We start from the raw sequence: 22,580 nt of genomic DNA on the forward strand, positions 1-22,580 counted from the left end.
CCATCAGCACAGACTCACGAGCCTGCCGGAGAAGTAAGCGTGGCGAACGACGCAGACATCAAGGTGAATGTCGACCTTCTGGTGGAGTCGGAGTCCCGACCCAAGAGAACCAAGAAGGACCTCAAGAGCATGGGCAATCATCGCGATGACATGCGCAAGAACTGGGGCAGGGGTGACGTCACGGGCGCCATGGACGAGTTCGTCAACAACTGGAACGACCACCGCGGAAGCCTGCTCAGCCACATCAACACCATGCGGAATCTGTTCAAAGCCACCATCGCTACCGTGAAGCGCCCCGCATCGCCCGCCATCGTCCTGGTCGCGACGGGAGCACTGCTGTTGACGGCCTGCGGTAGCGGGCACGAGGAGTCGACCGACACGGACAAGGTCGCCGACACCAGCCAGAGCGCTGGGATGCCCAAGAGGCCCGCCGAATCGTCAGCCGCACAGTCCGGGGACAAGCCCGACGGCGTAGACGTGTCCCTGCCCAAGGACATGAACCTCGTCTTCGACTGGAGTAAGTCACACAACGCGAACGAGGCTGCTGCTATGGATGACGCCGCCAACTTCCTCCGCGCCATCTATCGCGGCGTCGACCAACGTTCCACCAAGGACGCGGCCGTCACCACGTACGCCACCGGAGGCGGACTTCACTACGCGCAGGTCCAGATCGGTGAGTGGATGAAGGGCGGCTGGACGGCGACCGGCACCCGTCGGCACTACGACGCCACCACGCGGTCCGTCCCGAACGGCAAGTCGGTGGAGGTCGCGTTTTGCGCAGACACCAGCAAGTTCTACGGCAAGGAGATCAAGACGGGCAAGGTCCTGAAGACCGAACCGCGTCTGAAGGATTTCGGCTACTACAAAATCGTGATGGTCAAGTCTGCGACTGCTGCCGGGCTATGGCAGGCGTCCAAGGTCTTCGTCGAGGCGAAGGCGGAGCAGTGTCGATAGAAGGGGCCGCCTTCCCTGGAGCGGTGCCACTAGTAAGGCCACTTGAGTAAGCCGCCCCACTCCGGCTCGGCCCATCTGGCCGGGACATGGAACGAACTGGCACCTTGCCCGGTCCCGTTCGTCTTGGGAACCGTCGGCGTGAGTGGCCGACGATCCTCCCGCGACCACTGCCGGATCGACACTGCATCTTTTCTACACCGGGAGCCACTGTGAAGCGCCGCCCATTGTCCGTTGCCGCCGCACTAATGGCGACGGCCTCGCTGCTGCTGTTGACGGCCTGCGGCAGCGGGGACGACAACTCGAAGAGCAAAGACGAGACCACAGGCCGCCCCCATGCGGGCGGCGCGACCACGTCGGTCTCCCCGAGTGCTGGCGCATCCGGCCCCACCAACAGGCCCGATATCGCCCTCCCCAAGGGGGTGGAGAACAGGTTCGAAGGCTGGAAAACAGGTGATCGGACCGAGGACGCGGTGCTGTCCGACGTGGCGCAGACGGTGAACGCGGTGGACGATGCGATCGTCCGCGGCGACACCAACTCGTCGATACTCGCCTACTACCGCCAGGGCAAAGCGCTCGTGAGCGCTCAGAAGTGGGTCCAGGCCTGGCTGGACGAGGACCTCACGTGGACGGGTGTCACGCGCTACTTCGACCCGAACGTCAAGGTCGCGGACAGTGACACGGCTGCCGTCGTCTACTGCGCCGACGAGAGCAAGGCTTACAACAAGAACCGCAAGACCGGGAAGGTGGACAAGACACCCTCCGACGAGAGTCCGTACGTCACGTACAGCACTCAGCTCAAGAAGAACAGCGACGGGGTCTGGCAGACCACGGAGGTGCTGTCCAAGCGAGGGGGCAGGACGTGCGCGTCCTGACTCGTTGCATCGTCACGGTCGCCGTTGTGCTCGCGGTGCCGACCTGATTTAGGCCCGACGGCAACCTCACCTTCTCCTACAGCACGCTGATCAGGGCCGGCTCGGGCCTCGCCTTCTACGACACCCGGGGAGCTGTTCGACGCCGTCATGAGCACCCTCCCCTGGAGCCACTCCTGAGGACCCGCCCCCATTGCCCACGCCTCGGCGAAAGAGACCACCCATGTCAGATGGCACCCTCTGGAGCACCGACCTCGGCGCCCCGCTCCACATCGACACAGATGCCGACCCGCGCCTATGGGGCTATCTCCATCTCCAGATCGACAGACGAACCTTCAAGGAATGGCTGGATCAGCACCTGATCGGCCTGGCGGCCTTTCAGGACATCGAACTCACTCGAAAGCTCCGCCGCTTCCACAAGACCTTCTACGAGCAGACAATCGTCATCCTGCGGGACAAGCTCCAAGCCGACGAGGCGTTCATCTACCACCCCGTTCCACTCACCTACATGCCCCTGGTCGTGCACGCCACCCGCATCCACTGCGACGCCCCCGACACGGCCTCTTGTGAGGGATTCAGTGCGACGACCGAGCTTCACCAGGACATCCCCGAGTGGCAGCAACGCACCAGCCGCATTCCCTTTCCCTCCCCCCATCTTGGCGGGGACGGCATCCGGGTCACCCGCTCTTACCCGGCGGACAGCACCCGCGTGATGACGTCGGTGACCTACCACTGGCACACCCCGCCCGGCCGCCCCGACGTATGCCTCCGCGCACACCACGACGACCCCGAAGTCATGGCAGCGGCAATGGAGGCCGTGGACGACTTCGCCCGGACGCTTCGGCTCCCCGACAAGGCCCATTGACCGACCTCGCCTGGCAACGCCCCGCTTGAGCGGGTCGCAGCTCGGCCGGCTCCCGCCCGGTTGGGCGGTGGCTCTGCAGAATCGAAAAAGCTCACCACTACTCTCAGTGCTCGTACCGAACCCTCATCTTTCACGGGAGCCTCAGTGAAGCGCCGCACCCTGCCCGTCCTCGCCACCCTGTCGACAGTGGCGGCACTGCTGCTGACGGCCTGCGGCAGCGGGGACGACAAGTCGGCCGCCAACGACAAGATCGCAGGAGCCGACCAGGGGGCTAAGACGCCGAGGGAGTCCGCCGACCCGTCAGCGGCCGAGGCCGGCGACAAGCCGGACGGCGTGGACTTGTCCCTGCCGAAGGACATGAACCTCGTCTTCGACTGGCAGAAGCCGAAGGACCCGAACGAGGCGGCTGCGATGGATGACGCCGCGAACTTCGTCCGGGCGATCTACCGGGGCGTGCACAAGCGCACATCCAATGACGCGGCCGTGACCGCCTACTCCACAGCCGGCGGTCTGCACTACGCAAAGACACAGATCGACGGCCGAATCGACGGCGGCTGGACGGCCACCGGCACCCGGCGCCACTACCAGGCCACCACGCGCTCGGCCCCGAACGGCAAGTCGGTAGAAGTCGCGTTCTGCGTGGACTCGAGCAAGTTCTACGGCAAGGAGATCAAGACCGGAAAGGTCTTGAAGAGCAAGCCCAGCATCTCAGACTTCGACTACTTCAAGATCATCATGGTCAAGGTCCCTACGAGCGACGCTCTCTGGCAGGCTTCCAAGGTGTTCGTCGAGACCAAGGTGGCGAAGTGCCAGTGAGCGGGGCAACGCGTACCGCCTTCCGCGCAAGCGCACTCATCCTGACGCTGACCTTCGGCACTCTCAGCCTCACGGGACCGGCGCATGCTGAGGAGCCAATGCCGAACGACCAGGGCGCCGGCAGGGAACAAGAAGGCGGCAAAGACAACACCGGCATCTACGCCGCCGCCCGCATCCAGTACTCCGGATCCGTCACCAAAGACGGCAGCACCGGGAACGTGGCATCCACGGACCTCAACTGGACGCCGCCACCCTGCTGGTACGCCCCGTACTTGGGCGCCAAGGACTTCAAGAAGAAGATGTCCGAGGACCTCGAGCGCCAGCTGAGCACACCCGGCATGGGTGGAACCGCGGGTTCGGCGCTGGGCCAGACCAAGCGTCACTACGAGGACGAGTTCGGCTGGGACGGAAGCCCCGGCTACAAGGACTACAACGTCGAGAACGACGGCAAGGGCATGTTCTGGGCCGGCGTCGAGAATCCGAACGAGCCGGACTACCTCAAGCGGACCTCGTGCACCGACCTGCCCTTCTGGGTGGAGAACGGCGAGGCACCACCGGCCCGCTACGAGGAGGCCATCAAGCCCGAGATGCTCGCCGCCCTCGCGTACCAGCACATGGAGCTGCCGGACACGAAGGTCACCCTCGCGCCCGAGGCGGAGACCAAGGTGAACCTGCCGACGTGGGCCTGGCTCGACAAGGCCGTCTTCGACGAGGTCCAGGCAACCGCGGCCATCAACGTCCCCGGCTTCAACATTCAGGCCACCACCACCGCCAAGCCGGTCTCCCTCAAACTGCAGCCCGGCACCGAGGACGCCGAGACCTACCCCGCCTCCGGCGAGTGCGTCATCAACGCCGACGGCTCCATCGGCGAGCCGTACGCCAAGGGCAAGGCCGACCAGACCCCGCCCTGCGGCCTCAAGTACCTCCGCTCCTCCGGCAACGGCACGTTCAAGCTGCAGGCCACCATCACCTGGGACATCGCCTGGACAGGCACGGGCGGCACAGGCGGCGACCTCCCGAACGGCACATTCGGCAACGAACAAGCAGTCACCGTCCAGGAGATCCAGTCCGTCAACCGCTGATCCGGCACACCCGGCCCTACCTGTGGGGATCCCTTCACGGCAGCAACACCGAACCTCTGCACATGCCCGTCAGGCCCGTCCCGCCCTTGTGGTGAGACGGGTCCTCACGTCCTGATTGCCTATGTTCCGCGAGCAGTTCGCCCTGGCGAAACCAGCGACCCCAGCGATAGCGTTTGGGCGTTTGACTGAGCCTTTGCCTCACGGGGGAGCCGTTTTGAACCGCCAGTCCCTTCCCGCCATCGCCACCGCGCCGGTCCCGTCGTCCAAGCCTCCGCCTTGGCGCCGCGAATGCTCACAAACCCGGCAGATGGCCGTCACGCGGCATCCGCGCGAGAAGCGAGAGGACTGAACATCGCATGGCAGGCGACTCCGACCTGATAGTCAACGTCGATCTCCTCGTGAAGTCGGAATCCAGACTCAAGAGCATTCACAAAGAGCTCAAGAACCTGAACAACCGAAAAGACGACATGAACCCCTATTGGGGCAGCGGTGAAATAGCAGACGCCATGGGAGAGTTCGTCGACAACTGGGACGATCACCGCAGCAAACTGCTTGAGAACCTCGAAGGGGTGAGCGGGCTGGTGAAGTCGACGATCGACGGCTTCACCGGTGCGGACAAGCAGCTGGCCGATGAGCTGCGGAAGGCAAGGAAGAAGAAGTGACGACCCCTTCCAAGGCCCGCCCGCGCGACTGGCACCCCCTCGCCGACTCCGATCCCGTACCGGGGGACCCGGAGGAGATCCGCCGCGAGGTCCGGCACATGAAATCGGTCGCGAGTTCGCTCCGCGAACAGACGAAGATGCTGCGTGGGATCGGCAACGACAACGAGCTCAAGGGGAAGTGCGCCACCAAGCTCAAGGACGAAGCCGACGATCTCGAGAAGCGTCTCGGCCAAGTGGCGGACCGTTACGAGCGGGTCCACGGCCACCTGACCAACTGGGCCAACGATCTGGAGGACCTCCAGACCGAGGCCGACAAGGTTCTGGCCAACGCGAAGAGGGAGCAGGAGAACCTCGAAGCGGATAAGGCCAAGAAGGATTCCGGCGACGATTCCAAACCCAGCCCTTCGCCCAGTGGGACGAAGAGCGACCCGCTTCAGGACTACCGGGACCAGCTCGAACGCATCAAGGGCGACCGTGACGAGCGCGCCCGCCACCACGCCGGCAAGATCCGCGACCAGTTGGACGACGCCATCGAGGACAGCCTCTGGGACGACTTCAAGGGCTGGATCCACGACAACATCGACACGATCAAAGTCGTGTTGGACGCCCTGGGCTGGGCAGCGACGATCATTGGCGTCGTCGCACTGTTCATTCCCGGTCTGAACGTCCTGGCCCTCGCACTCGGCGGCATCATCCTCGGCGCGCGAGCGCTCCTCGCGGCAGCCGGCGAGGCGTCCTGGATGGAGGTGGCGATGGACTCGATCGGCCTGCTGACCATGGGCGCCGGACGAGCCGGCCTCACCATGTTGAAGGGCGCCAACGCCGCGACGAAGACCGCCGCCGTCGCCTCCCGCACCTCCCGCCTCAAGACCGGTCTGGCCGCGCACAAGTCGATGATGAACTCGCTCCAGAGGGCCATCGCCAATACTGGGGACGAGGGCGCGAAGAAATTCTACAAAGACCTGCTCACCTACACGCGGAAGAAGATCTCAGGCGAAGCGGGGCTCGTGACCAAGGAACTCCCTCAGCCGAGCGCAGCGTCCAAGTGGGCGCACCTCGGGGACGACGAGCTCGCCGCCCATGCCTCCCAGTTCGCCAAGAACAAGACCGCCTTCCCGGACGCGGCCGTAGGGAACACCGCGAAGGCTCGGGCCGGGTACGGCATTTCCATGGCCGCCATCTACGCTGGAGCCGGCGCCGACGCCACGGACAAGGTCTTCGGCCAGAGCGACGCCTGGAGTGCGGCGTCCAAGGGAACGGACGGAGTTCTCCCCGACAAGTGGTCCAGCGACGGCTACAACGACTGGAAAGAAAACACATGGAAAGCGCCGATCGGCTCCACGTGGTGAGTGCCGGCACAGGGAGTGTGAAAGTCGCATGACATCGCAGGGGAACACTTCGGGCTCCCTCGTCGACCGACTGGGCGGTGGGGCCGTGGCACTGGCCCGTCTGTGTAGCATCGTGCCTTTTGTCTACCTTTTCGTCTACGTCGGTGGCGCTTTCCTCATCCCCAAGTCACTGGGCCCTGCGTGGGTCTGGCTCCAGCGGGGCGTCGTCTCGGCCGCCATCGTGTGTCTGCTGGTTCTCTTCCTCCAGAACCCGCGGCCGGAAAGCCGCCCCGCCGGCCTGACCCACGCGATGGCCATTTCCTTCATGCTGGTCCTGCCTGCGATCGTCACCGGTTACTGGGTGGGCGTTTTCGGGGCGCTCGTGACGCCGGTTCTCGTGTTGTGCTCCGCGATCTGGGGAAAGGCTCGACGTGCCTGAGACAATCGACACCACGGCCGCAGCGCCCACCGGCTACAACCTCGTTCAGCCACCAGGCTGGGACATGATCCCGCTGCGGGAGGGGACGAGCGAGGCGATCAAGCGCATCGTCGACCGTTCCGTTGACGAGCTTCCGGACGACATCCCCAGGGACGACCTCGCCAAGGCGCGCATGGAACTCATCAAGCGGCTCAAGAGAGTCGCCCGGCAGGCCCGCGAATCGCGCGCCATGGACCTCCACCTGCCGGTCGAGCGGGTGGACGGCATGGCTCTCCCGGCCTCCTTCATCGTCTCCGAGCCACTCACCGTTCCGGCGGTCGGCCTGGACGCCGGTCTGGTACTGAGCTCCCTGCGCCCGGATGCCTCGCAGAGTGAGGAGATCACCATCGACGGGGCGACCGGATTCCGTGTGGACGGCGTGGCACAGCCCGACATCGCCAGGGACGTCGAGTTCGCCTCCCGGCGCGTCGAATACCTCCTCCAGATCCCGGACTCGGCCCCGCCCAAGTGGCTGACGATCTCCTTCAGCACCATCGCGGACGGCAGGCCGGACGGCGAGATGGCGGAGCTCCTGGTCGACCTCTTCGACGCCGTGATGACGACGTTCCGCTGGAGCCATTCATGAAGTTTGTGGACACGGACTCGGAGACACTCCAGTGGTTTCCGACCCATATGCGCTGGAGCAGCGAGGGCGAGCGGGAGGAATGGGCGGAGCTCTGCGCCCTCGCGGTCCTGCACGCGCATGAGGAGAAACCCAGGCGCCGCAGGATCAAAGGCCTCCGCGAGCTCCTGTCCGCGTTCGTCGCGGACTTCTCGAAGCTGACCCCGGCGGACCAGGCCTTCTTGTTCATCCCGTACCCCGACGAACTGCCGGTTCCGGCGTTCCTCCTCCTGGCCGAGAGCGAGGGCGACCGCGACGCCACCCTGCGCCAGATCGTCCAGGCCGACGCCGGGAACGTAGTCCGCCCCGTGGAGGTGGACACGTTCACCACGGAACGCCTCGGCGAGGGCCTCCGCTCCACCCGCTACTGGGCCACGGTGGACGACCAGCTCATGGTCACGGTCCGCTACGGCTGGCGCGTGGAGCAGTCCGGCTTGGACCTGTGCCTCTACATGGTGTGGAACGACCCCGGCCGTATGGCGGCGTACGCGGACAGTGTGGACGAGTTCACCCACACCCTGTGGATCAACGAGGTTCAGAAAGCCGATTGACCGGACGGCCCCGGCACATGCCCGGCGTGACACCTGACGTCCCGACGGGTCAACATCAGGGAAAGCTTCCGGCTTCGGGCAGGCGCCTTATGCCCAGCAACGCCCCAGATAGCCACCTTCGCGCGGCAGTTCGCAATGGCGAAAGCAGCAGCATCACCGATAGCGTCTACCTTCCGTAGGCCCACCGTCGGAAGGAGAGCGCGGCTTGAAGTGCAACTCTTTGCGCGTTGCTGGCGCGCCGACGAGGGCCGGCGACTCCGCCCACGAGGCGGCCTTCGGTGAACTCGTCGGCAGGCTTCCCGTCCGGCGTACCTCGCGGCGGGCCGCCAGGACCGAGTCCTGATCCGGCCGCCTGCGGCAGACACGACTTCATTGCACGGGGACTCCATGAGCGACTTGTACATCGACGGCGAGATGCTGAACCGGGTACGCCACAACCTCAGAGACATCGACGAGCTCTTCGCCAAGCCGATCCACGCGATGGCGGACATCGACGCCAAGGCCATGGGGGCGTCCGACCTGGAACGCCGCATGGAGGAGTTCGGCGACGAATGGTCCTACGGGATCAAGCAACTGCGTAAGTTCTCCAAGGGGGCCGCCAAAACCCTCGACACGATTGAGAAGGCTTTCGATCAGCTCGATCTGGACCTTGCCAAGGAGCTCTCGAAGGCGGCAAAGAAGAAGTGAGTGCACCGACCGTCGACGACTTCCCAGTGCTGGGCTTCGTCCCTTGCCCCGGGGACCATGTAGCTGTAGACAAGGTAGCTGATTCGATTCGGCATACCGCGGACGCCCTGGGCGAGATCAAGCGTGTCCTCAAGGGCGCAGCGGACGGAGACTGGCGCGGAAAAGCCGCGATCGCGTTCCGGGAACTGCTTGACGACGACTTCCGGCCGAAGGTCGAGGACGCCTACGATTCGTTCGACAAGGCGAAGCGCGTCATCCAAGGCTGGTCCGACTACATGGAGGACAAGCAGAAGAAGGCCCGCAGTCTCGAACGGGAAGCCGCTGAAGCAAAGGCCGCGGCCGACAAGTCCAAGGACAAGGACGGGCCGGAGGCGGAGAAGAAGAAGCCGACCGGCTCCGGTGGCGACGACGCGGACCCCGTCGAAGAAGTCCGCAAGCGTGCCCGCACGCTTCACCATGACTATGAGGAAGAGGGCCGCAACGCCGCGAAGCGTTTGCAGAAGGCCATCGACATCGCGCCGAACGAGCCAGGGTTCTGGGAAAAGCTCGGCGAGAGTATCAGCAAAGCGCTCGATGCCATCGCCGACGCAGCGGCCTGGCTTCACGATCAAGCGATCGAAGTCCTCGGAAAACTGGCGCCACTGCTCGACCTCATCGGGGACATCGCCGGGCTGCTCAGCGCGGTGACCGGACTGCTCGCGCTCGTTCCCGGACTCCAGTTCCTCGGCGCTGCTTCACTTGTCCTCGCCGGAGTCGCTCTCGGCGCCCACTACCTTTCTGCGGTGGGCACGACCGGAAGCTTCGGCAAGGCATTGCTGACGAAGGACGTCATCATGGATGCCGTCGGATTCGGCTTGGGCAAGGTGGGCGCCAAGGTCGGCGAAGGGATTCTCGCCGCAGCAAAGGCCTCCGGAGCGCCCACCCGGATGGTGCCTCAACTCGTAGGGCCGGCCAAAGAGCTGCCCATGGGCTACTTTCAACTGGCCGGAAGCACCTACGCCATGGGCCACAGCGAATTCATCTGGCGAACCGGACAGTACTTCACCACGTGGACCGGGAACGTCATGACGGCTGAAGGCAGCGGTGACAGCGTCGAGACGCTGGGCAAGATCTTCTCCTGGGACTTCGGTCCTCTCACAGAAAAGCCGAAGGTCACCAATTGAGCACCACGATCGATCCCGCGAGCATCACCCCCGGCGAGGTGAGTTTCTTCGTCCCGCCGGACTGGTTCGATCTCATGGCCGACGGAACCGACAGAGAGGCCACCCGGGCACGGTGCGCCGAACTCGTCCGTCTCACCTACCCGAACACACCCGAGCAACGTAGACAGGAATTCACTGACGGCCTCCTTTACTGCTACGACAGGTTCCTCGCAGACGGTGTACTGATGTACGGGGTGATCACAGCTCCGCTGCCGAGTACCGGTACACAGGCCGCCTGGCAGGTCTACGGCGGTGTCGTCGCCGTGCCTGAGCGCCCGGACGAGATGGACCTCGGCGAGCTCCTGGCCCAGGTATTCGACCAGCGATTCGCCGACAAGATGGCATACGTCGAGAGATTCCCCACCGACATGGGATTGGGCTTCGGCTTCATCTCCCAGCCCTCGGTAGCAGTCCCGCGCGACTGGGAGGGCGAGGTCGGCACCGAGTTGCGAACCGGTCTGGCCGGAGTGCTTACCTGTCCTGCAGACGGTGGTAAAGGACTCCTCGTCATCGGGACGAGTCTGGATCCCGACCAAGTGCGAGAGCTGGCCGGCCTGGTCGCGGTCATCGCCGGCCACTCGGTATTCACCTCCCGAACCCCGGGTGAATGAGCTGACGACACAGGAACGGACATGACGACGAACACGAACGACGGTCACCCTCCGGCCCGCGCCTCGTTCTTGCGGGCGGCGCCCCTACCTGACCCCCCGGGGGCACCGGACAGCTGGCCGGACCGTGGCTCGCGTCTGCGGGACCAGGGGCAGGCGCTGGCTGTGCTGATCCGCGAGGACCTCGCCCGCTCGCGTGCCCTCGTCTTCCTCCTGTGCGCGGGAGCGGTGACTCTTGTCGCCGGACTGGTCCCCGCGATGGTGATCGACGCCGCGGAATCCGAGGCGAACGACTCCACCGACGTCGCCGTGACCGTCGTCCTCGGCGTCGTGCTTCTGGCCGTCGTGGCCGTTCCGGCGCTGATCGTCCTTGGTGCCCTGCGCAAGCGGTCGACCAAGCGCTTCGAGTTGCTGCGGCAGTGGGCTGCGGTGGATCGTGGACCCGACTCGGACTTCCCCGCCCGCTATGGAGCGGAGGGGTATCCGCACGGCCGCTTCTTCTACGCGGCTCTTGCGCTCGTCCTGTCGCTCATCCTGGCCACCGTCGTCCTCGCCGACATGTCCGACCCCTCTGTGCTCGGGTTGCTGCCCTGTCTGGTCGTCGCAGGTCTCTTCGCCTGGAGCACGATCAGCAAGTACGCCGGACGCTACGGCTGGTCCGAACGGGAGCGGGTAGTCAGGGCACGGGCGCGCCGGAGAGAGCTGCATCGCACCCGGCTGGCGCAGACGGCGTCGACCGGCGCCCTATCGGCGACGACCTCCCTGTCCGGCTTCCAGATCCATCCGGCTCTGCTCTACACGGCCCTCTTTGCCCCGGCTGCTCTCGTCACCGTGGTCTTCGCCGTCGCCCGCCCTCACGACGCCGCTGGTCTGGCCGTGGCCGGTCTGCTGGCGTTGCTGGTCATTGTGCTGGGCTTGCCCAAGGTCGTACGCATGCGCCGCCGGGAGCGGGCCGAACTCGACAGCACCGCGCGTTCCCTCGCCTCGGCCTTTTCCGGCGGAGCGGCGTCGCACCCGGTGCGCTTCGGTCTGGGCGAGCCGGACGGCGGGCCCGCCGGGACCGTCTCCGCCGCTTGGGACCAGGGCCCCTCGCGGACCGGGGTGCTGGCGGTCGAGGCAGGCGATCTGCGCGCCCGCGGGGCGGACGGGGCCGTCCTCAATCTTCCGCTCGCCGAAGTAGAGGGCGCGGTCCTGATGGGCAGTGGGGTGGCCTGGCTTCCGCCCTCAGTGGACGTGCTGCTCCGGTCGGGAGAGGCGATCGAATTCCGATCTCCCGATGCCAGGGCCATCGCTGACGCGCTTTCCGCGGCCGGCGTCCCCGTGACGACCGGCTGACGGCATGCCGCAGGGCCGTGCGGTGCATGCGGTGACGCTCCTGTGGGCGCTCAACGCCGACGCACCGCCCGGCTCTTGCCCTTGCCCTCCTTGCGCAACCTCCGCGCCCTCTCCCGCGCCTGGGCCGCCCGCTCCTCCGCCCGCCCTCTCGTCCAGCGGTACAGGCACCATCCCGCCGCGCCGGCGGTGAGCGCGTAAGCCAAGAAGGCCGTGCCCGTCCCGGGAACATAGGCGCAGCCGGCGGAGCGGCAGTTGCGGCTGGGCAGGCCGCTCAGGAGGTACAGGAACGGGCAGAAGGCTGCCGCCCAGCAGATCGCCGTGCGGGCGTGCCGCCAAGCCCGCCCGAAGCGAGTCGCATGTCCGGGCGCGGACAGTGACGCGGAGCCGCGCACTCCCACGGCACCCACGACGGTGAGCGCTCCGAGGGCCCCACCGGCCACCCAGGAACCCCCGGGAAGATAGTCCGCCAGCTGCGGAAGCGTCTCCCGTGCAAGGCTTTTCGACAGGCCGAACACCAGAAGGATCACCGCGAGGACGGCCCCCAGGAAGGCGACCCCGCCGGCTATCCCGAGGCCGTCCCGCATCCGAAAGCGGACGTCGGCTTCGTCCTGCTTGCCGCTCCGCGTCCCGGTGGCACGCTTCACCAAGGTCCCCGCCCCCTCGCTCGCGCATACGAACGCTCCGCGCACGACGGTGCGGCGAGGTGCCCCGCACCCCGCCGCACCGCCCACGACACCGGAAGTCGCCTACTTGCGAGCCTGCTTCGCCAGTTCCTCGTCGATCTGCTCGAACTTGTCCGCCGCCATGGTCAGGTAGTCGCCCATGCCGTCCAGACCGTCCAGCGTCGTCTTCGTGCCCTGCACGAACTCGTCGAAGTTCTCGTCGAACGCCTTCGACGAGCTCTTCGTGACATAACCGGACTGCACGAGGTTGTTGATGTACTTGCGGAGGCCCTCGAGCTTCTCCTGGAGCTTTTCCTTCTCCTTCACGACATGCTTGGCAGCTTCCCGCATGTCCTGATATGTGATGTCAAGGTCCTTGGCCATGAAGCCGCTCCCTCTCACAACGCCGCAGGGCCAACCCCCGTGGCTCCCTGTGTGCGGACTCGTCGGCCCGTAAGCCGAGTTGCCGATCGCACGTGGCAACCGGTGTGATCGTCCGCTCTTGCGCCTGCAGCTTACGGGTGTGGCCTGTGGTGCCACATCCTCGGCTTGTGAACGGGGCGTCGTGAAAGCGTGCACGACATTGCCATTGGGAACATCACCGCACCTCCCCATTGCCCCGCCACCGCACCGAACGGATATCGTCCTTACGGCTGTGACCCCGGTGACGACACGTGACTGGAGCGGGCGCAGCAATGGACACCACAGCGGCCACACCGGCCCAGTGGCACGGGGAGGACAAGTCGTGCGCCTGACTCTGACCGTCGTCGACCCGTACGGCGGTGGCACCGCCGACGTCGTGCTCGATGCGGATCCTGAGTCCACCGTGGGGGACATCGCCCAGGAGCTCGCCAAGCAGGTGGGGCACAGCGGGGCGCAGGTCATCCCGCTCGGACAGCACCGGCACGCGCCGGCCAACAACGCGCCCCTCGTGTACGTGGACGGATACGCCGTCGATCCCGCCGCCACCGTCGTCGGCTCGCCCCTGCGCGAGGGCGCCGTCGTCAGCCTCCAGGATCCCTCCGGGTGTCTGCCGGGTGAGCCCACCGGGCTCGTCGAGTTGCGGGTCGTCGGCGGTCCGGCCGCCGGGTTCGTGCACCGGCTCGGGGTCGGGCGGTACGACATCGGCAGCGGGGCGGCGGCGTACGTCCGGATCGAGGATCCCGAGGTCGACGCCCGGGCCCTGACCCTCTCCGTCGCCACCGACGGCACCTGCCGGGTCGCCGTCCACACGGACCGGGAGCACGTCACCCTCGACGGCACTCCCCTCGCCGGAGACGACAAGGAGGAGTCCGGCGGCGACAAGGGCCGCAAGCGGAAGGGCAAGAAGGGCGAGCAGGAACAGGACGCCGACGACGGACCCGTCGAGTGGCCCCTCGGCGCGCAGATCGGGGTCGGGAACACCCTGCTCGAACTCACCCGGTACACGCCCCCGAACGCCGCCCTGAAGTGGTCCGACGACGGCATCGGGCTGGACTACAACCGGCCCCCGCGGCTGCGTCCGCCCGAGCGGCAGACCAACTTCCGGCTGCCCTCGGCGCCCCGCGAGTACGAGGCCCGGCCGCTGCCGTGGCTGATGGCGCTGACGCCGCTGGTCGGTGCCGTCGTCTCGGTGATGATCTTCCAGCGCTGGTACTACCTGATCATGGCCGCACTGAGCCCGGTCCTGCTCTTCGCGAACTACTACAACGACAAGAAGCACGGGCGTAAGTCGCACGCCAAGCAGGTCAAGGAGTACGAGGAGCAGAAGGAGCGGATCGAGAAGGACGCCCAGGACGCCCTCGTCGCGGAGCGGAACGACCGGCGGCACGCCATACCCGACCCGGCGACCGTGCTGGCCGTCGGGACCGGGCCCCGCACCCGGCTCTGGGAGCGGCGGCGTACCGACCGGGACCACCTCCTGCTGCGGGTGGGGACGGGGCAGTTGCCCTCCGAGGTCGTGCTGGACGATCCCGAGCAGGACGACCACCGCCGTCAGGTGACCTGGAAGATCGAGGACGCCCCGGTCGCGCTGCACCTGCGCACTCTCGGGGTGGTCGGCATGGCCGGGCCCGGTGACTCCGCCCGGGCGCTGGGGCGTTGGGCCGTCGCGCAGGCGGCGGCGCTGCACAGCCCGATGGACGTGCAGTTCTACGTGCTGAGCGAGAACGCCGCGCGGGAGTCCTGGGACTGGGTGCGCTGGCTGCCGCACGCCCGCCCCTCCGGCGGGCAGGACGTCAACGCGCTGATCGGGACCGACGCCGAGACCGTCGGCGCCCGGATCGGTGAGCTGACGCAGATCCTCGACGCCCGCAAGAAGGCCGCCGAGCAGAACAGGTCGCAGGGCTCGACGTTCAGCGACCCGGACATCGTGGTGGTGTGGGACGGCTCGCGCCGGCTGCGGTCCCTGCCCGGCGTCGTACGGCTGCTGCGCGAGGGCCCGTCGGTGTCCATGTTCGCCATCTGCCTGGACGCCGAGGAGCGGTTCCTGCCCGGCGAGTGCCAGGCGTACGTCGTCGCCGAGCCGAAGGCCGAGGAGTCCGAGCCGGACCGACAGCTCCAGCAGCACGGACAGCAGCAGGCATCGCAGCAGGCGCAGCCGGTGGCCGGGGGTTTCCCCTCCTTCCAGGCCTGGCACACCAGCGCCCCGCAGCCCGAACAGGCGGGCCGCGTCGAGAAGTTGCGGCTGCGCGTGGAGGAGGCCGGTGCCGAGCGGCTGAAGGACGTACGGCCCGACTTCGTCTCCCCGGCCTGGTGTCTGCGGCTGGCGCGGTCGCTGTCGCCGCTGCGGGACATCAGCGGCGAGACCGAGGACTCGGCGCTGCCGGCCTCCAGCCGGCTGCTGGACGTGCTGCAGCTGGAGCCGCCGACCAGTGACGCGATCGTCGCCCGCTGGCGGATGGGCGGTCAGTCGACGCTGGCCGTGATCGGTGAGTCGTACGACGGGCCGTTCGGGATCGACATCCGCAAGGACGGGCCGCACGGTCTGATCGCCGGTACGACCGGTTCGGGCAAGTCGGAGCTGCTGCAGACCATCGTGGCGGCGCTGGCGGTGGCGAACACGCCCGAGAACATGACGTTCGTGCTGGTCGACTACAAGGGTGGCGCGGCCTTCAAGGACTGTGTCCATCTGCCGCACACCGTCGGCATGGTGACCGACCTCGACGCCCATCTCGTGGAGCGCGCGCTGGAGTCGCTCGGGGCCGAGCTGCACCGGCGCGAGCACATCCTGGCCGCCGCTGACGCCAAGGACATCGAGGACTACCAGGATCTGGTGCGCCGCGACCCCTCGCACCGGCCCGTACCCCGACTGCTCATCGTCATCGACGAGTTCGCCTCGATGGTGCGCGATCTGCCCGACTTCGTGACCGGGCTGGTGAACATCGCCCAGCGAGGGCGGTCCCTCGGCATCCACCTGCTGCTGGCGACCCAGCGGCCGTCCGGTGTGGTCTCCCCCGAGATCCGCGCCAACACCAACCTGCGGATCGCGCTGCGCGTGACGGACGGCGGCGAGTCGACCGACGTCATCGACTCGCCCGAGGCCGGGCACATCTCCAAGAGCACCCCGGGCCGCGCGTACGCCCGTCTCGGGCACGCCTCCCTGGTCCCCTTCCAGTCGGGACGCGTCGGCGGACGGCGCCCGGGTGCGGCCGACCCGGCCGTGCTGATGCCCTGGGTGGGTCCGCTGGCCTGGGAGGACCTCGGCAGGGCGGCGCTGGCCAAGCCGAAGGCGGAGGCGCGGGAGGACGAGGAGATCACCGACCTGAAGGTCCTCGTCGACACGATCCGGGACGCCAACCGCTCCCTCGGCATCCCGCCCCAGCACAGCCCGTGGCTGCCCGCCCTGGACGAGACGCTGCTGCTGGACGAGATCGAGCCGCCCGCGTTCGCCGGCGGCCCCGGCAAGCTGGCGCCCGCCCCGTACGGCGTCGAGGACCTGCCGGCGAGCCAGTCGCGCCGCCCGGTCGTGGTGGACTTCTCCTCCTTCGGGCATCTGATGATCGGCGGTGCCCCGCGCAGCGGCCGCTCCCAGGTGCTGCGCACCCTGGCCGGCTCGATCGCCCGCACCCACTCCGTCGCCGACGTGCACCTGTACGGCATCGACTGCGGCAACGGCGCGCTCAACGCCCTGACCCGGCTGCCGCACTGCGGCGCGGTGGTCGGGCGCAACCAGACCGAGCGGGTGGTACGGCTGGTCAACCGGCTCAAGGGCGAACTGGGCCGCCGCCAGGACCTGCTGGCGGACAAGGGCTTCGCGGACATCGGCGAACAGCGGGCGGCGGTGTCGGAGGACGAGCGGCTGCCGCACATCGTGGTGCTGCTGGACCGCTGGGAGGGCTGGGTGCCCACGCTGGGCGAGATCGACCACGGCTCGCTCACCGACGAGTTGCAGACGATGATGCGCGAGGGCGCGAGCGTCGGCATCCACCTGGTGCTCACCGGTGACCGGACGCTGCTGGTGGGCCGGATCGCCACGCTCACCGAGGACAAGTACGGCCTGCGCCTGGCGGACCGCAGCGACTTCTCCTCGCTCGGGATCCCGGTGCGCAAGGTGCCGGAGGAGATCCCGCCGGGCCGTGCCTTCCGCAACGAGTCCGGTACGGAGACGCAGTTCGCGCTGCTCGCCGAGGACACCAGCGGCCAGGGCCAGGCAGCGGCGCTGGCGGCGATCGGCGAGGCGGCCGCCGCGCGCGACGCGGACGTGCCGCGCGCACGGCGCCCGTTCCGCGTGGACAGCCTGCCCAGCCGGATCTCCTTCCCGGAGGCGTGGGAACTGCGCGACCCGGACGCGTCCCGTTCGCGGCTGTACGGTCTGGCCGGCATCGGCGGTGACGAGATCGTCGGCTTCGGGCCCGATCTCGCCCAGGGCGTACCGGCGTTCGTCATCGCGGGTCCGGCCAAGTCGGGCCGCTCGACGGTGCTGCTGAACTTCGCGCACTCGTTCCTGGCCCAGGGCACGCGGCTGGTGATCGCGGCGCCGCGCCAGTCGCCGCTGCGCGGACTCGACGGTACGGACGGCGTGCTGAAGGTCTTCACCGGCGACGACATCGACGAGGACGACTTCGAGGAGCTGATCGACCAGGCGTCCCTGGAGGAGCCGATCGCGGTGCTCGTCGACGACGGCGAGATCCTGGAGGACTGCGACGCCGAGAGCCAGCTGAAGAAGCTGGTCTCACGGGGCGCCGAGCGGGGCCTCGCCCTGGTCATCGCCGGTGACGAGGAGGACGTGTGCAGCGGCTTCTCGGGCTGGCAGGTCGACGCGAAGAAGGCCCGCCGCGGCATCCTGCTCTCCCCGCAGGAGTCCTCCAGCGGCGACCTCATCGGCGTCCGCCTCTCGCGCAGCATGGTGGGCGGCCAGGTCGCCCCGGGCAAGGGCATGCTGCACCTCGGCGACGGCGAGCTGCGCACGGTCGTCGTCCCGGGGTGAGGCGTTGAGCGGCGGTTCGGCGAAGCCGAAACGGAGGAAGGCGGCGGGATCGGCGCTGCGCTACGACCACCGCCCCGGGTGGTCACACGCCGACGCGGTGGAGAAGCGGGACCGGGGCTGTGCCTGGGGCTGCTTGGTGGTCCCCGGCGCCCTTCCTGCTGCTGCTGACGCCGCTGCTCCTCTTCGAGTGGTACTGGGGTCACGAGCTGTGGGGCGGTCTCGCTCCCGCCTGGCCGGGCGGTGCGTACGCCTTCGCCGGCACGGTCGGTGCGCTGATCCCGCTCGTCTTCCTCGCCTGGGCGGCGCCGCTGACCCGGATGGACTGGAAGAAGAGCAAGCCGCGGTCGCTGGCCTGGGCGACCGCCTCGCTGCCCGGGCTGGTCGCGGGCTACCTGATCGCGGGGGCGATCAGCGCGACCGCACGGCCGAAACGGCGCCGGGACTGGGACGGTGACTGCTACCGCGAGGGCGGTCCCTGCTGGGTGCATGTGCACTACCCGTGGCTGTGGGCCGTGGGCCTGGCTGCCTGTCTGGCGGTGATCGCGTTGCTCGTCGGCCTGTTCGCCCGGCACGTGCGCCGGTCGTCCGCTACCGCACCTTCGACAGCCGGGCCTGCGGACGACCCGACTCCGCGCTCTCCGAGCGGTACTGGAGATCGTCGCCCGTCGGTGTGAGCCGGACGGTGGTGGAAGCCGGGTTGCAGCCGCTGTGGTTGGTCTTCGCGCCGACCGACGTGGCGACGAGCTCCTTCTTCGTCACCTGCTTCAGGGTGAGGACGTCCACGCAGACGCCGCCGAGCTGGTCGGTCTGCCGGACGCGGCCCAACTCCTCTCCGACCTCGGCCCGTTGCACGGTGACCCGGAACGTGCCGAGCGGCAGTCTGCCGTCCAGGGCGGTGCCCTGGCCCTCCCAGGTACCGAGGTAGGCGGCGGGCACCGTGCCGGACGGGGCGGAGCTCGCGCTCGCCCCGGGCGGCGAGTAGGCGTCGTTGCTGCCGGAACCCGCGTCGTCCCCGCCGCCCCCGCCCGGCAGCAGGTCGAAGACGAGGACCGACCCGATCGTCACGGCGGCCATCGCCCCCGCGACGGCCAGCGCGACGGTGCAGCTCAGCCTCCGCACCCGCCCCTCGCCCTCGGGCGCGGAGGTCGCGGCCACGGACACGGACACCTTGCCGGGCCGACGCCCTTCGGAGGGAACGACGGTATCCTCCCGGCGCCCGTCGCGGGGTTCGGGCACGGCGGTGGAGGCCGGTGCGGCGGACGCCGGTACGCGCGGTGAGGCCGCCGGCCCGTCCATCACCGGGGGCGGTCCGAAGACCCCCGCGCCACCCGAGCCATCCGTCACGCCGGGGCCGGCCGGGACACCCTCGGCCAGGCCCGCCTCCGGCTCCCCCACCGACGGGCTGCTGAACGCCACCGGACCCGAGGGCGCGCCTGCCTCCGTCGCCTCCAGGTTCAGCAGCCGTACGGCACTGCGGCTCACCTGTTCCACCAGCGGCCCCGGCAGCCAGCCGCCCGCCACCAGCCGGGCCGCCCCCTGGGGAGCCAGCCGCCGGGCCAGTTCCGCGGAGCCCGGCCGCGCGCCCGGGTCCTTGGCCAGGCAGGCCGCCGTCAGGGAGCGCAACTCCCCGTCCAGCAGGCCCAGTTCCGGTTCCTCGTGCACCACCTTGTAGAGCAGGGCCGCCGAGGAGTCACCGGGGAAGGGCGGTTCGCCGGTCGCCGCGTACGCGAGGACCGCACCCAGCGAGAAGACGTCCGCCGCGCCCGTGACGCCCTTGCCCAGGATCTGCTCGGGCGACATGTAACCGGGCGAGCCGACGGAGACGCCGGTGGACGTCAGGGACGCCGTGCCGTCGGTGGCCCGGGCGATGCCGAAGTCGATCAGCAGCGGCCCGTCCAGGGTGAGCAGCACGTTCGACGGCTTCACGTCGCGGTGGACGAGCCCCAGCTCGTGCACCGCCGCCAGCGCCTCGGCGAGCCCCGCCCCGAGCGCCCGTACGGTGTGGGCCGGCAGCGGCCCGCCGTCGGCGACCGCGGCGGACAGCGAGGGACCGGCGGCGTACGCCGTCGCCACCCAGGGCACGCGCGCGTCCGGGTCCGCGTCCAGGACGGACGCGGTCCACGCACCGCCCACCCGGCGCGCGGCCTCGACCTCCCGCCGGAAGCGCGCCCGGAACTCCTCGTCCAGCGCGAAGTGCGGATGCACGATCTTCACGGCGACCGTGCGGCCCCCGGCGCTGCGGCCCAGATAGACCCGGCCCATGCCGCCGGAGCCCAGCCGGCCGAGCAGCCGGTAGGGACCCACGACCGTGGGTTCGTCGACGTCGAGCGGCCGCATGGCGTCACCCCTCCCCCGTAGGCGCGCGGGGTCGCTCCCCGGCCCCGGCACGCCCGCACCTCCCAGCAGAGTAGTGCCGGGGCGCCGCCGGGCTCACGGCTGGAGCAGGTCCACCTTCACGTCCGCCGGGAAGCCGGTGGTCGGGCCGACCCGCCGGGCGAACTCGGCGACCGCCTCCAGCTGGGGTCCGCCGAAGCGGAAGTCGAGGGTGGTGAAGTACCGCGCGAGGGTCTCCTCGTCGAAGGCCTCCCAGCGGGCGGCCTGCTCGGCGACCTTGCCGACCTCCTCCAGGGAGAGGTTGCGGGAGTCCAGGAACGCCGCGTGCACCTTGCGCGTGATGGCCGGCTCGCGCTCGGCGTACTCGCGGCGCGCCGCCCAGACCGCGAAGACGAACGGCAGGCCCGTCCACTCCTTCCACAGCGCGCCCAGGTCGTGCACGTCCAGGCCGTAGCGGGGCCCGTCGAGCATGTTGGCGCGCAGGGCCGCGTCGCCGATGAGGACGGCGGCGTCGGCCTCCCGCATCATCAGGCCGAGGTCGGGCGGGCAGGTGTAGTAGTCCGGCTGGACGCCGTAGCGCTCGGCGAGGAGCAGCTGGGCGAGGCGGACGGAGGTGCGGGAGGTCGAGCCGAGGGCGACGCGGGCGCCGTCCAGCCGGTCCAGGGGGACCTGCGAGACGATCACGCAGGACATGACCGGGCCGTCGCAGCCGACGGCGATGTCGGGGAAGGCGACCAGGTCGTCGGCGTGCTTGAGGAACTCGACCAGGGTGACCGGACCGATGTCGAGATCGCCCTGCACCAGCTTCTCGCTGAGCTTCTCCGGGGTGTCCTTGGTGAGCTCGAAGTCGAGGAGCGTGCCCGTTCTGGCGAGCCCCCAGTACAGGGGCAGGCAGTTCAGGAACTGGATGTGGCCGACGCGCGGCCGGGTGCGAGGATTGTCCACATCGTGAGGCTAGCCCTCACGGCACCGGGCCCCGCGTCCGGCCCCGCCGTCGGGGCTCCGGCCGCCGCTCGCGGCCGCTCCGCCAGTCGGCCGGGGGATGTTCAAACATTCGGGTGACGTGATCTTGACCCCTATTGCATTCCGGGGCCCGCGTGCTAGGCTCGTCGCAAGTTGCAGTTTGGTTTCCCTTGCAGTACAGAGCCTGCGGAGCATGTGACCGCGGGCTCTCGTCATTCTCAGACATATGCAGTTGTGCAGAATTCATCTTCACACTTGCTGGTTCTGGAGCAGGGCAACCCTTTTGAGCCCAAGGAGGGCTTATGGCTACCGGAACCGTGAAGTGGTTCAACGCCGAAAAGGGCTTTGGTTTCATCGCCCAGGAGGGCGGCGGCCCCGACGTCTTCGTCCACTACTCCGCGATCAACGCGCAGGGATTCCGGTCCCTGGAGGAGAACCAGCAGGTGTCTTTCGACGTCACGCAGGGTCCGAAGGGCCCGCAGGCTGAGAACGTCACGCCGGTCTGATAGCAGTACCCAAGGAGCCCCGCGCCGCAAGGCGACGGGGCTCCTGCCCTTTTCGGGCCCTTTCGCCGGGTGAATTCCGGGCGAATTCTCCCCGTGCGAGGATGGGCCGATGGGGAAAGATCAGCGGAACACCGGGGAGGGCGGCGGTCCGTCGCCCGCCGGGAAGCGCGCGGCTACGGGCGTGTCGCTCGGGCTGTCACTCGGCACGGCGGTGGGGCTCGTGCTCGGCCTCACCGTCTTCGACAACGTGGGGCTGGGACTGGCCCTGGGCCTGGGCACGGCGATCGGCGCCGGGCCGGAATCGGGGCGGGCCGGTCACGCACCGGCGCGTCGGCCCCGGACGGGGAGACGGCGGCCGGACCGACGGACTGACACCGGACGACACCGCCAGCCGACCGCCCGACCGCGCGATCACCGCCCAGGGCGTACGCGACGGTGATGCCGGGGCGGTGTCGGGGGTGGGCCGGGGGCGCGCGAGATGATCCGGGCCGGTGTCGGGGGCGGGCCGGGGGTGCGCGAGATGATCCGGGCCGGTGTCGGGGGCGGGCCGGGGGCGCGCGAGATGATCCGGGCCGGTGTCGGGGGCGGGCCGGGGGCGCGCGAGATGATCCGGGCCGGGCGTGCGCGACGGTGATTCCGAGCCGGTGTC

At 68.6% G+C, this 22,580-nt stretch carries 21 protein-coding genes; 17 read left to right on the forward strand and 4 right to left on the reverse strand.

What is annotated here, in order from left to right; all coding sequences use genetic code 11:
• Positions 1-39 precede the first annotated feature (39 nt).
• The 14 genes from CHR28_RS29185 (at position 40) to CHR28_RS29245 (ending at position 12,059) form a co-directional block, all read left to right on the forward strand.
• Positions 40-954 (forward strand): hypothetical protein, encoded by a 915-nt coding sequence (locus CHR28_RS29185; RefSeq protein ID WP_373453397.1) that lies wholly within the window; start codon positions 40-42, stop codon positions 952-954.
• Between the two features lie 209 nt (positions 955-1,163).
• On the forward strand, positions 1,164-1,826 hold the full coding sequence (locus CHR28_RS29190; protein ID WP_094056691.1) for a hypothetical protein: 663 nt from the start codon (positions 1,164-1,166) through the stop codon (positions 1,824-1,826).
• Positions 1,827-2,046: 220 nt separating this feature from the next.
• Entirely contained in the window at positions 2,047-2,688 is a 642-nt protein-coding gene (locus tag CHR28_RS29195) for a hypothetical protein (protein WP_094056692.1), read from the forward strand.
• 144 nt (positions 2,689-2,832) lie between these two features.
• On the forward strand, positions 2,833-3,504 hold the full coding sequence (locus CHR28_RS29200) for a hypothetical protein (RefSeq protein WP_094056693.1): 672 nt from the start codon (positions 2,833-2,835) through the stop codon (positions 3,502-3,504).
• A gap of 98 nt (positions 3,505-3,602) precedes the next feature.
• Positions 3,603-4,586: a hypothetical protein gene (locus CHR28_RS29205; protein ID WP_256984476.1), complete on the forward strand. Its 984-nt coding sequence runs from the start codon at positions 3,603-3,605 to the stop codon at positions 4,584-4,586.
• Between the two features lie 356 nt (positions 4,587-4,942).
• Entirely contained in the window at positions 4,943-5,248 is a 306-nt protein-coding gene (locus tag CHR28_RS37560; RefSeq protein WP_143655917.1) for a WXG100 family type VII secretion target, read from the forward strand.
• Positions 5,245-6,597 carry a hypothetical protein gene (locus tag CHR28_RS29210; protein ID WP_094056695.1) on the forward strand — a complete coding sequence of 451 codons (1,353 nt, stop codon included), beginning with the start codon at positions 5,245-5,247 and terminating at the stop codon, positions 6,595-6,597. The genes CHR28_RS37560 and CHR28_RS29210 overlap by 4 nt, the downstream gene beginning before the upstream one ends.
• Before the next feature lie 85 nt (positions 6,598-6,682).
• Positions 6,683-7,015, forward strand: coding sequence for a hypothetical protein (locus CHR28_RS29215; protein WP_143655919.1), 333 nt, complete (start codon positions 6,683-6,685; stop codon positions 7,013-7,015).
• Entirely contained in the window at positions 7,008-7,640 is a 633-nt protein-coding gene (locus CHR28_RS29220) for a hypothetical protein (RefSeq protein ID WP_143655921.1), read from the forward strand. The genes CHR28_RS29215 and CHR28_RS29220 overlap by 8 nt, the downstream gene beginning before the upstream one ends.
• Positions 7,637-8,227, forward strand: coding sequence for a hypothetical protein (locus CHR28_RS29225; RefSeq protein ID WP_094056698.1), 591 nt, complete (start codon positions 7,637-7,639; stop codon positions 8,225-8,227). Before CHR28_RS29220 ends, CHR28_RS29225 begins: the two co-directional genes overlap by 4 nt.
• A 387-nt stretch (positions 8,228-8,614) precedes the next feature.
• On the forward strand, positions 8,615-8,914 hold the full coding sequence (locus CHR28_RS29230) for a hypothetical protein (protein ID WP_094056699.1): 300 nt from the start codon (positions 8,615-8,617) through the stop codon (positions 8,912-8,914).
• Positions 8,911-10,077 carry a WXG100 family type VII secretion target gene (locus CHR28_RS29235; protein WP_094056700.1) on the forward strand — a complete coding sequence of 389 codons (1,167 nt, stop codon included), beginning with the start codon at positions 8,911-8,913 and terminating at the stop codon, positions 10,075-10,077. The genes CHR28_RS29230 and CHR28_RS29235 overlap by 4 nt, the downstream gene beginning before the upstream one ends.
• Entirely contained in the window at positions 10,074-10,727 is a 654-nt protein-coding gene (locus CHR28_RS29240; RefSeq protein ID WP_256984477.1) for a hypothetical protein, read from the forward strand. The genes CHR28_RS29235 and CHR28_RS29240 overlap by 4 nt, the downstream gene beginning before the upstream one ends.
• Positions 10,728-10,889: 162 nt before the next feature.
• Entirely contained in the window at positions 10,890-12,059 is a 1,170-nt protein-coding gene (locus CHR28_RS29245) for a hypothetical protein (protein ID WP_143655923.1), read from the forward strand.
• Between the two features lie 50 nt (positions 12,060-12,109).
• Here the strand turns inward: CHR28_RS29245 and CHR28_RS29250 are convergent, their stop codons facing one another.
• The gene (locus tag CHR28_RS29250; RefSeq protein ID WP_143655925.1) at positions 12,110-12,706 is read right to left on the reverse strand and encodes a hypothetical protein; all 597 of its coding nucleotides are present in this window, start codon (positions 12,704-12,706) and stop codon (positions 12,110-12,112) included.
• Between the two features lie 99 nt (positions 12,707-12,805).
• Positions 12,806-13,105 (reverse strand): WXG100 family type VII secretion target, encoded by a 300-nt coding sequence (locus CHR28_RS29255; RefSeq protein WP_082319687.1) that lies wholly within the window; start codon positions 13,103-13,105, stop codon positions 12,806-12,808.
• Between the two features lie 361 nt (positions 13,106-13,466).
• Here CHR28_RS29255 and CHR28_RS29260 point away from each other — a divergent pair, with 361 nt between their 5' ends.
• Positions 13,467-18,128 carry an FtsK/SpoIIIE domain-containing protein gene (locus CHR28_RS29260; RefSeq protein ID WP_094056703.1) on the forward strand — a complete coding sequence of 1,554 codons (4,662 nt, stop codon included), beginning with the start codon at positions 13,467-13,469 and terminating at the stop codon, positions 18,126-18,128.
• A 119-nt stretch (positions 18,129-18,247) separates the two neighbouring features.
• On the forward strand, positions 18,248-18,802 hold the full coding sequence (locus tag CHR28_RS29265; protein WP_094056704.1) for a hypothetical protein: 555 nt from the start codon (positions 18,248-18,250) through the stop codon (positions 18,800-18,802).
• Here the strand turns inward: CHR28_RS29265 and CHR28_RS29270 are convergent.
• Positions 18,717-20,465 (reverse strand): serine/threonine-protein kinase, encoded by a 1,749-nt coding sequence (locus CHR28_RS29270; RefSeq protein ID WP_094056705.1) that lies wholly within the window; start codon positions 20,463-20,465, stop codon positions 18,717-18,719. The genes CHR28_RS29265 and CHR28_RS29270 overlap by 86 nt on opposite strands.
• A gap of 93 nt (positions 20,466-20,558) precedes the next feature.
• Positions 20,559-21,407, reverse strand: a complete 849-nt coding sequence (locus CHR28_RS29275) for a menaquinone biosynthetic enzyme MqnA/MqnD family protein (RefSeq protein ID WP_094056706.1) — start codon at positions 21,405-21,407, stop codon at positions 20,559-20,561.
• A 320-nt stretch (positions 21,408-21,727) separates the two neighbouring features.
• Between CHR28_RS29275 and CHR28_RS29280 the strand changes: the two genes are divergently transcribed.
• Positions 21,728-21,931, forward strand: coding sequence for a cold-shock protein (locus CHR28_RS29280; protein WP_003974443.1), 204 nt, complete (start codon positions 21,728-21,730; stop codon positions 21,929-21,931).
• The last annotated feature ends 649 nt before the right edge of the window (positions 21,932-22,580 follow it).

It is taken from the genome of Streptomyces sp. XY006 (assembly GCF_002237655.1).
Lineage (GTDB): Bacteria > Actinomycetota > Actinomycetes > Streptomycetales > Streptomycetaceae > Streptomyces > Streptomyces levis.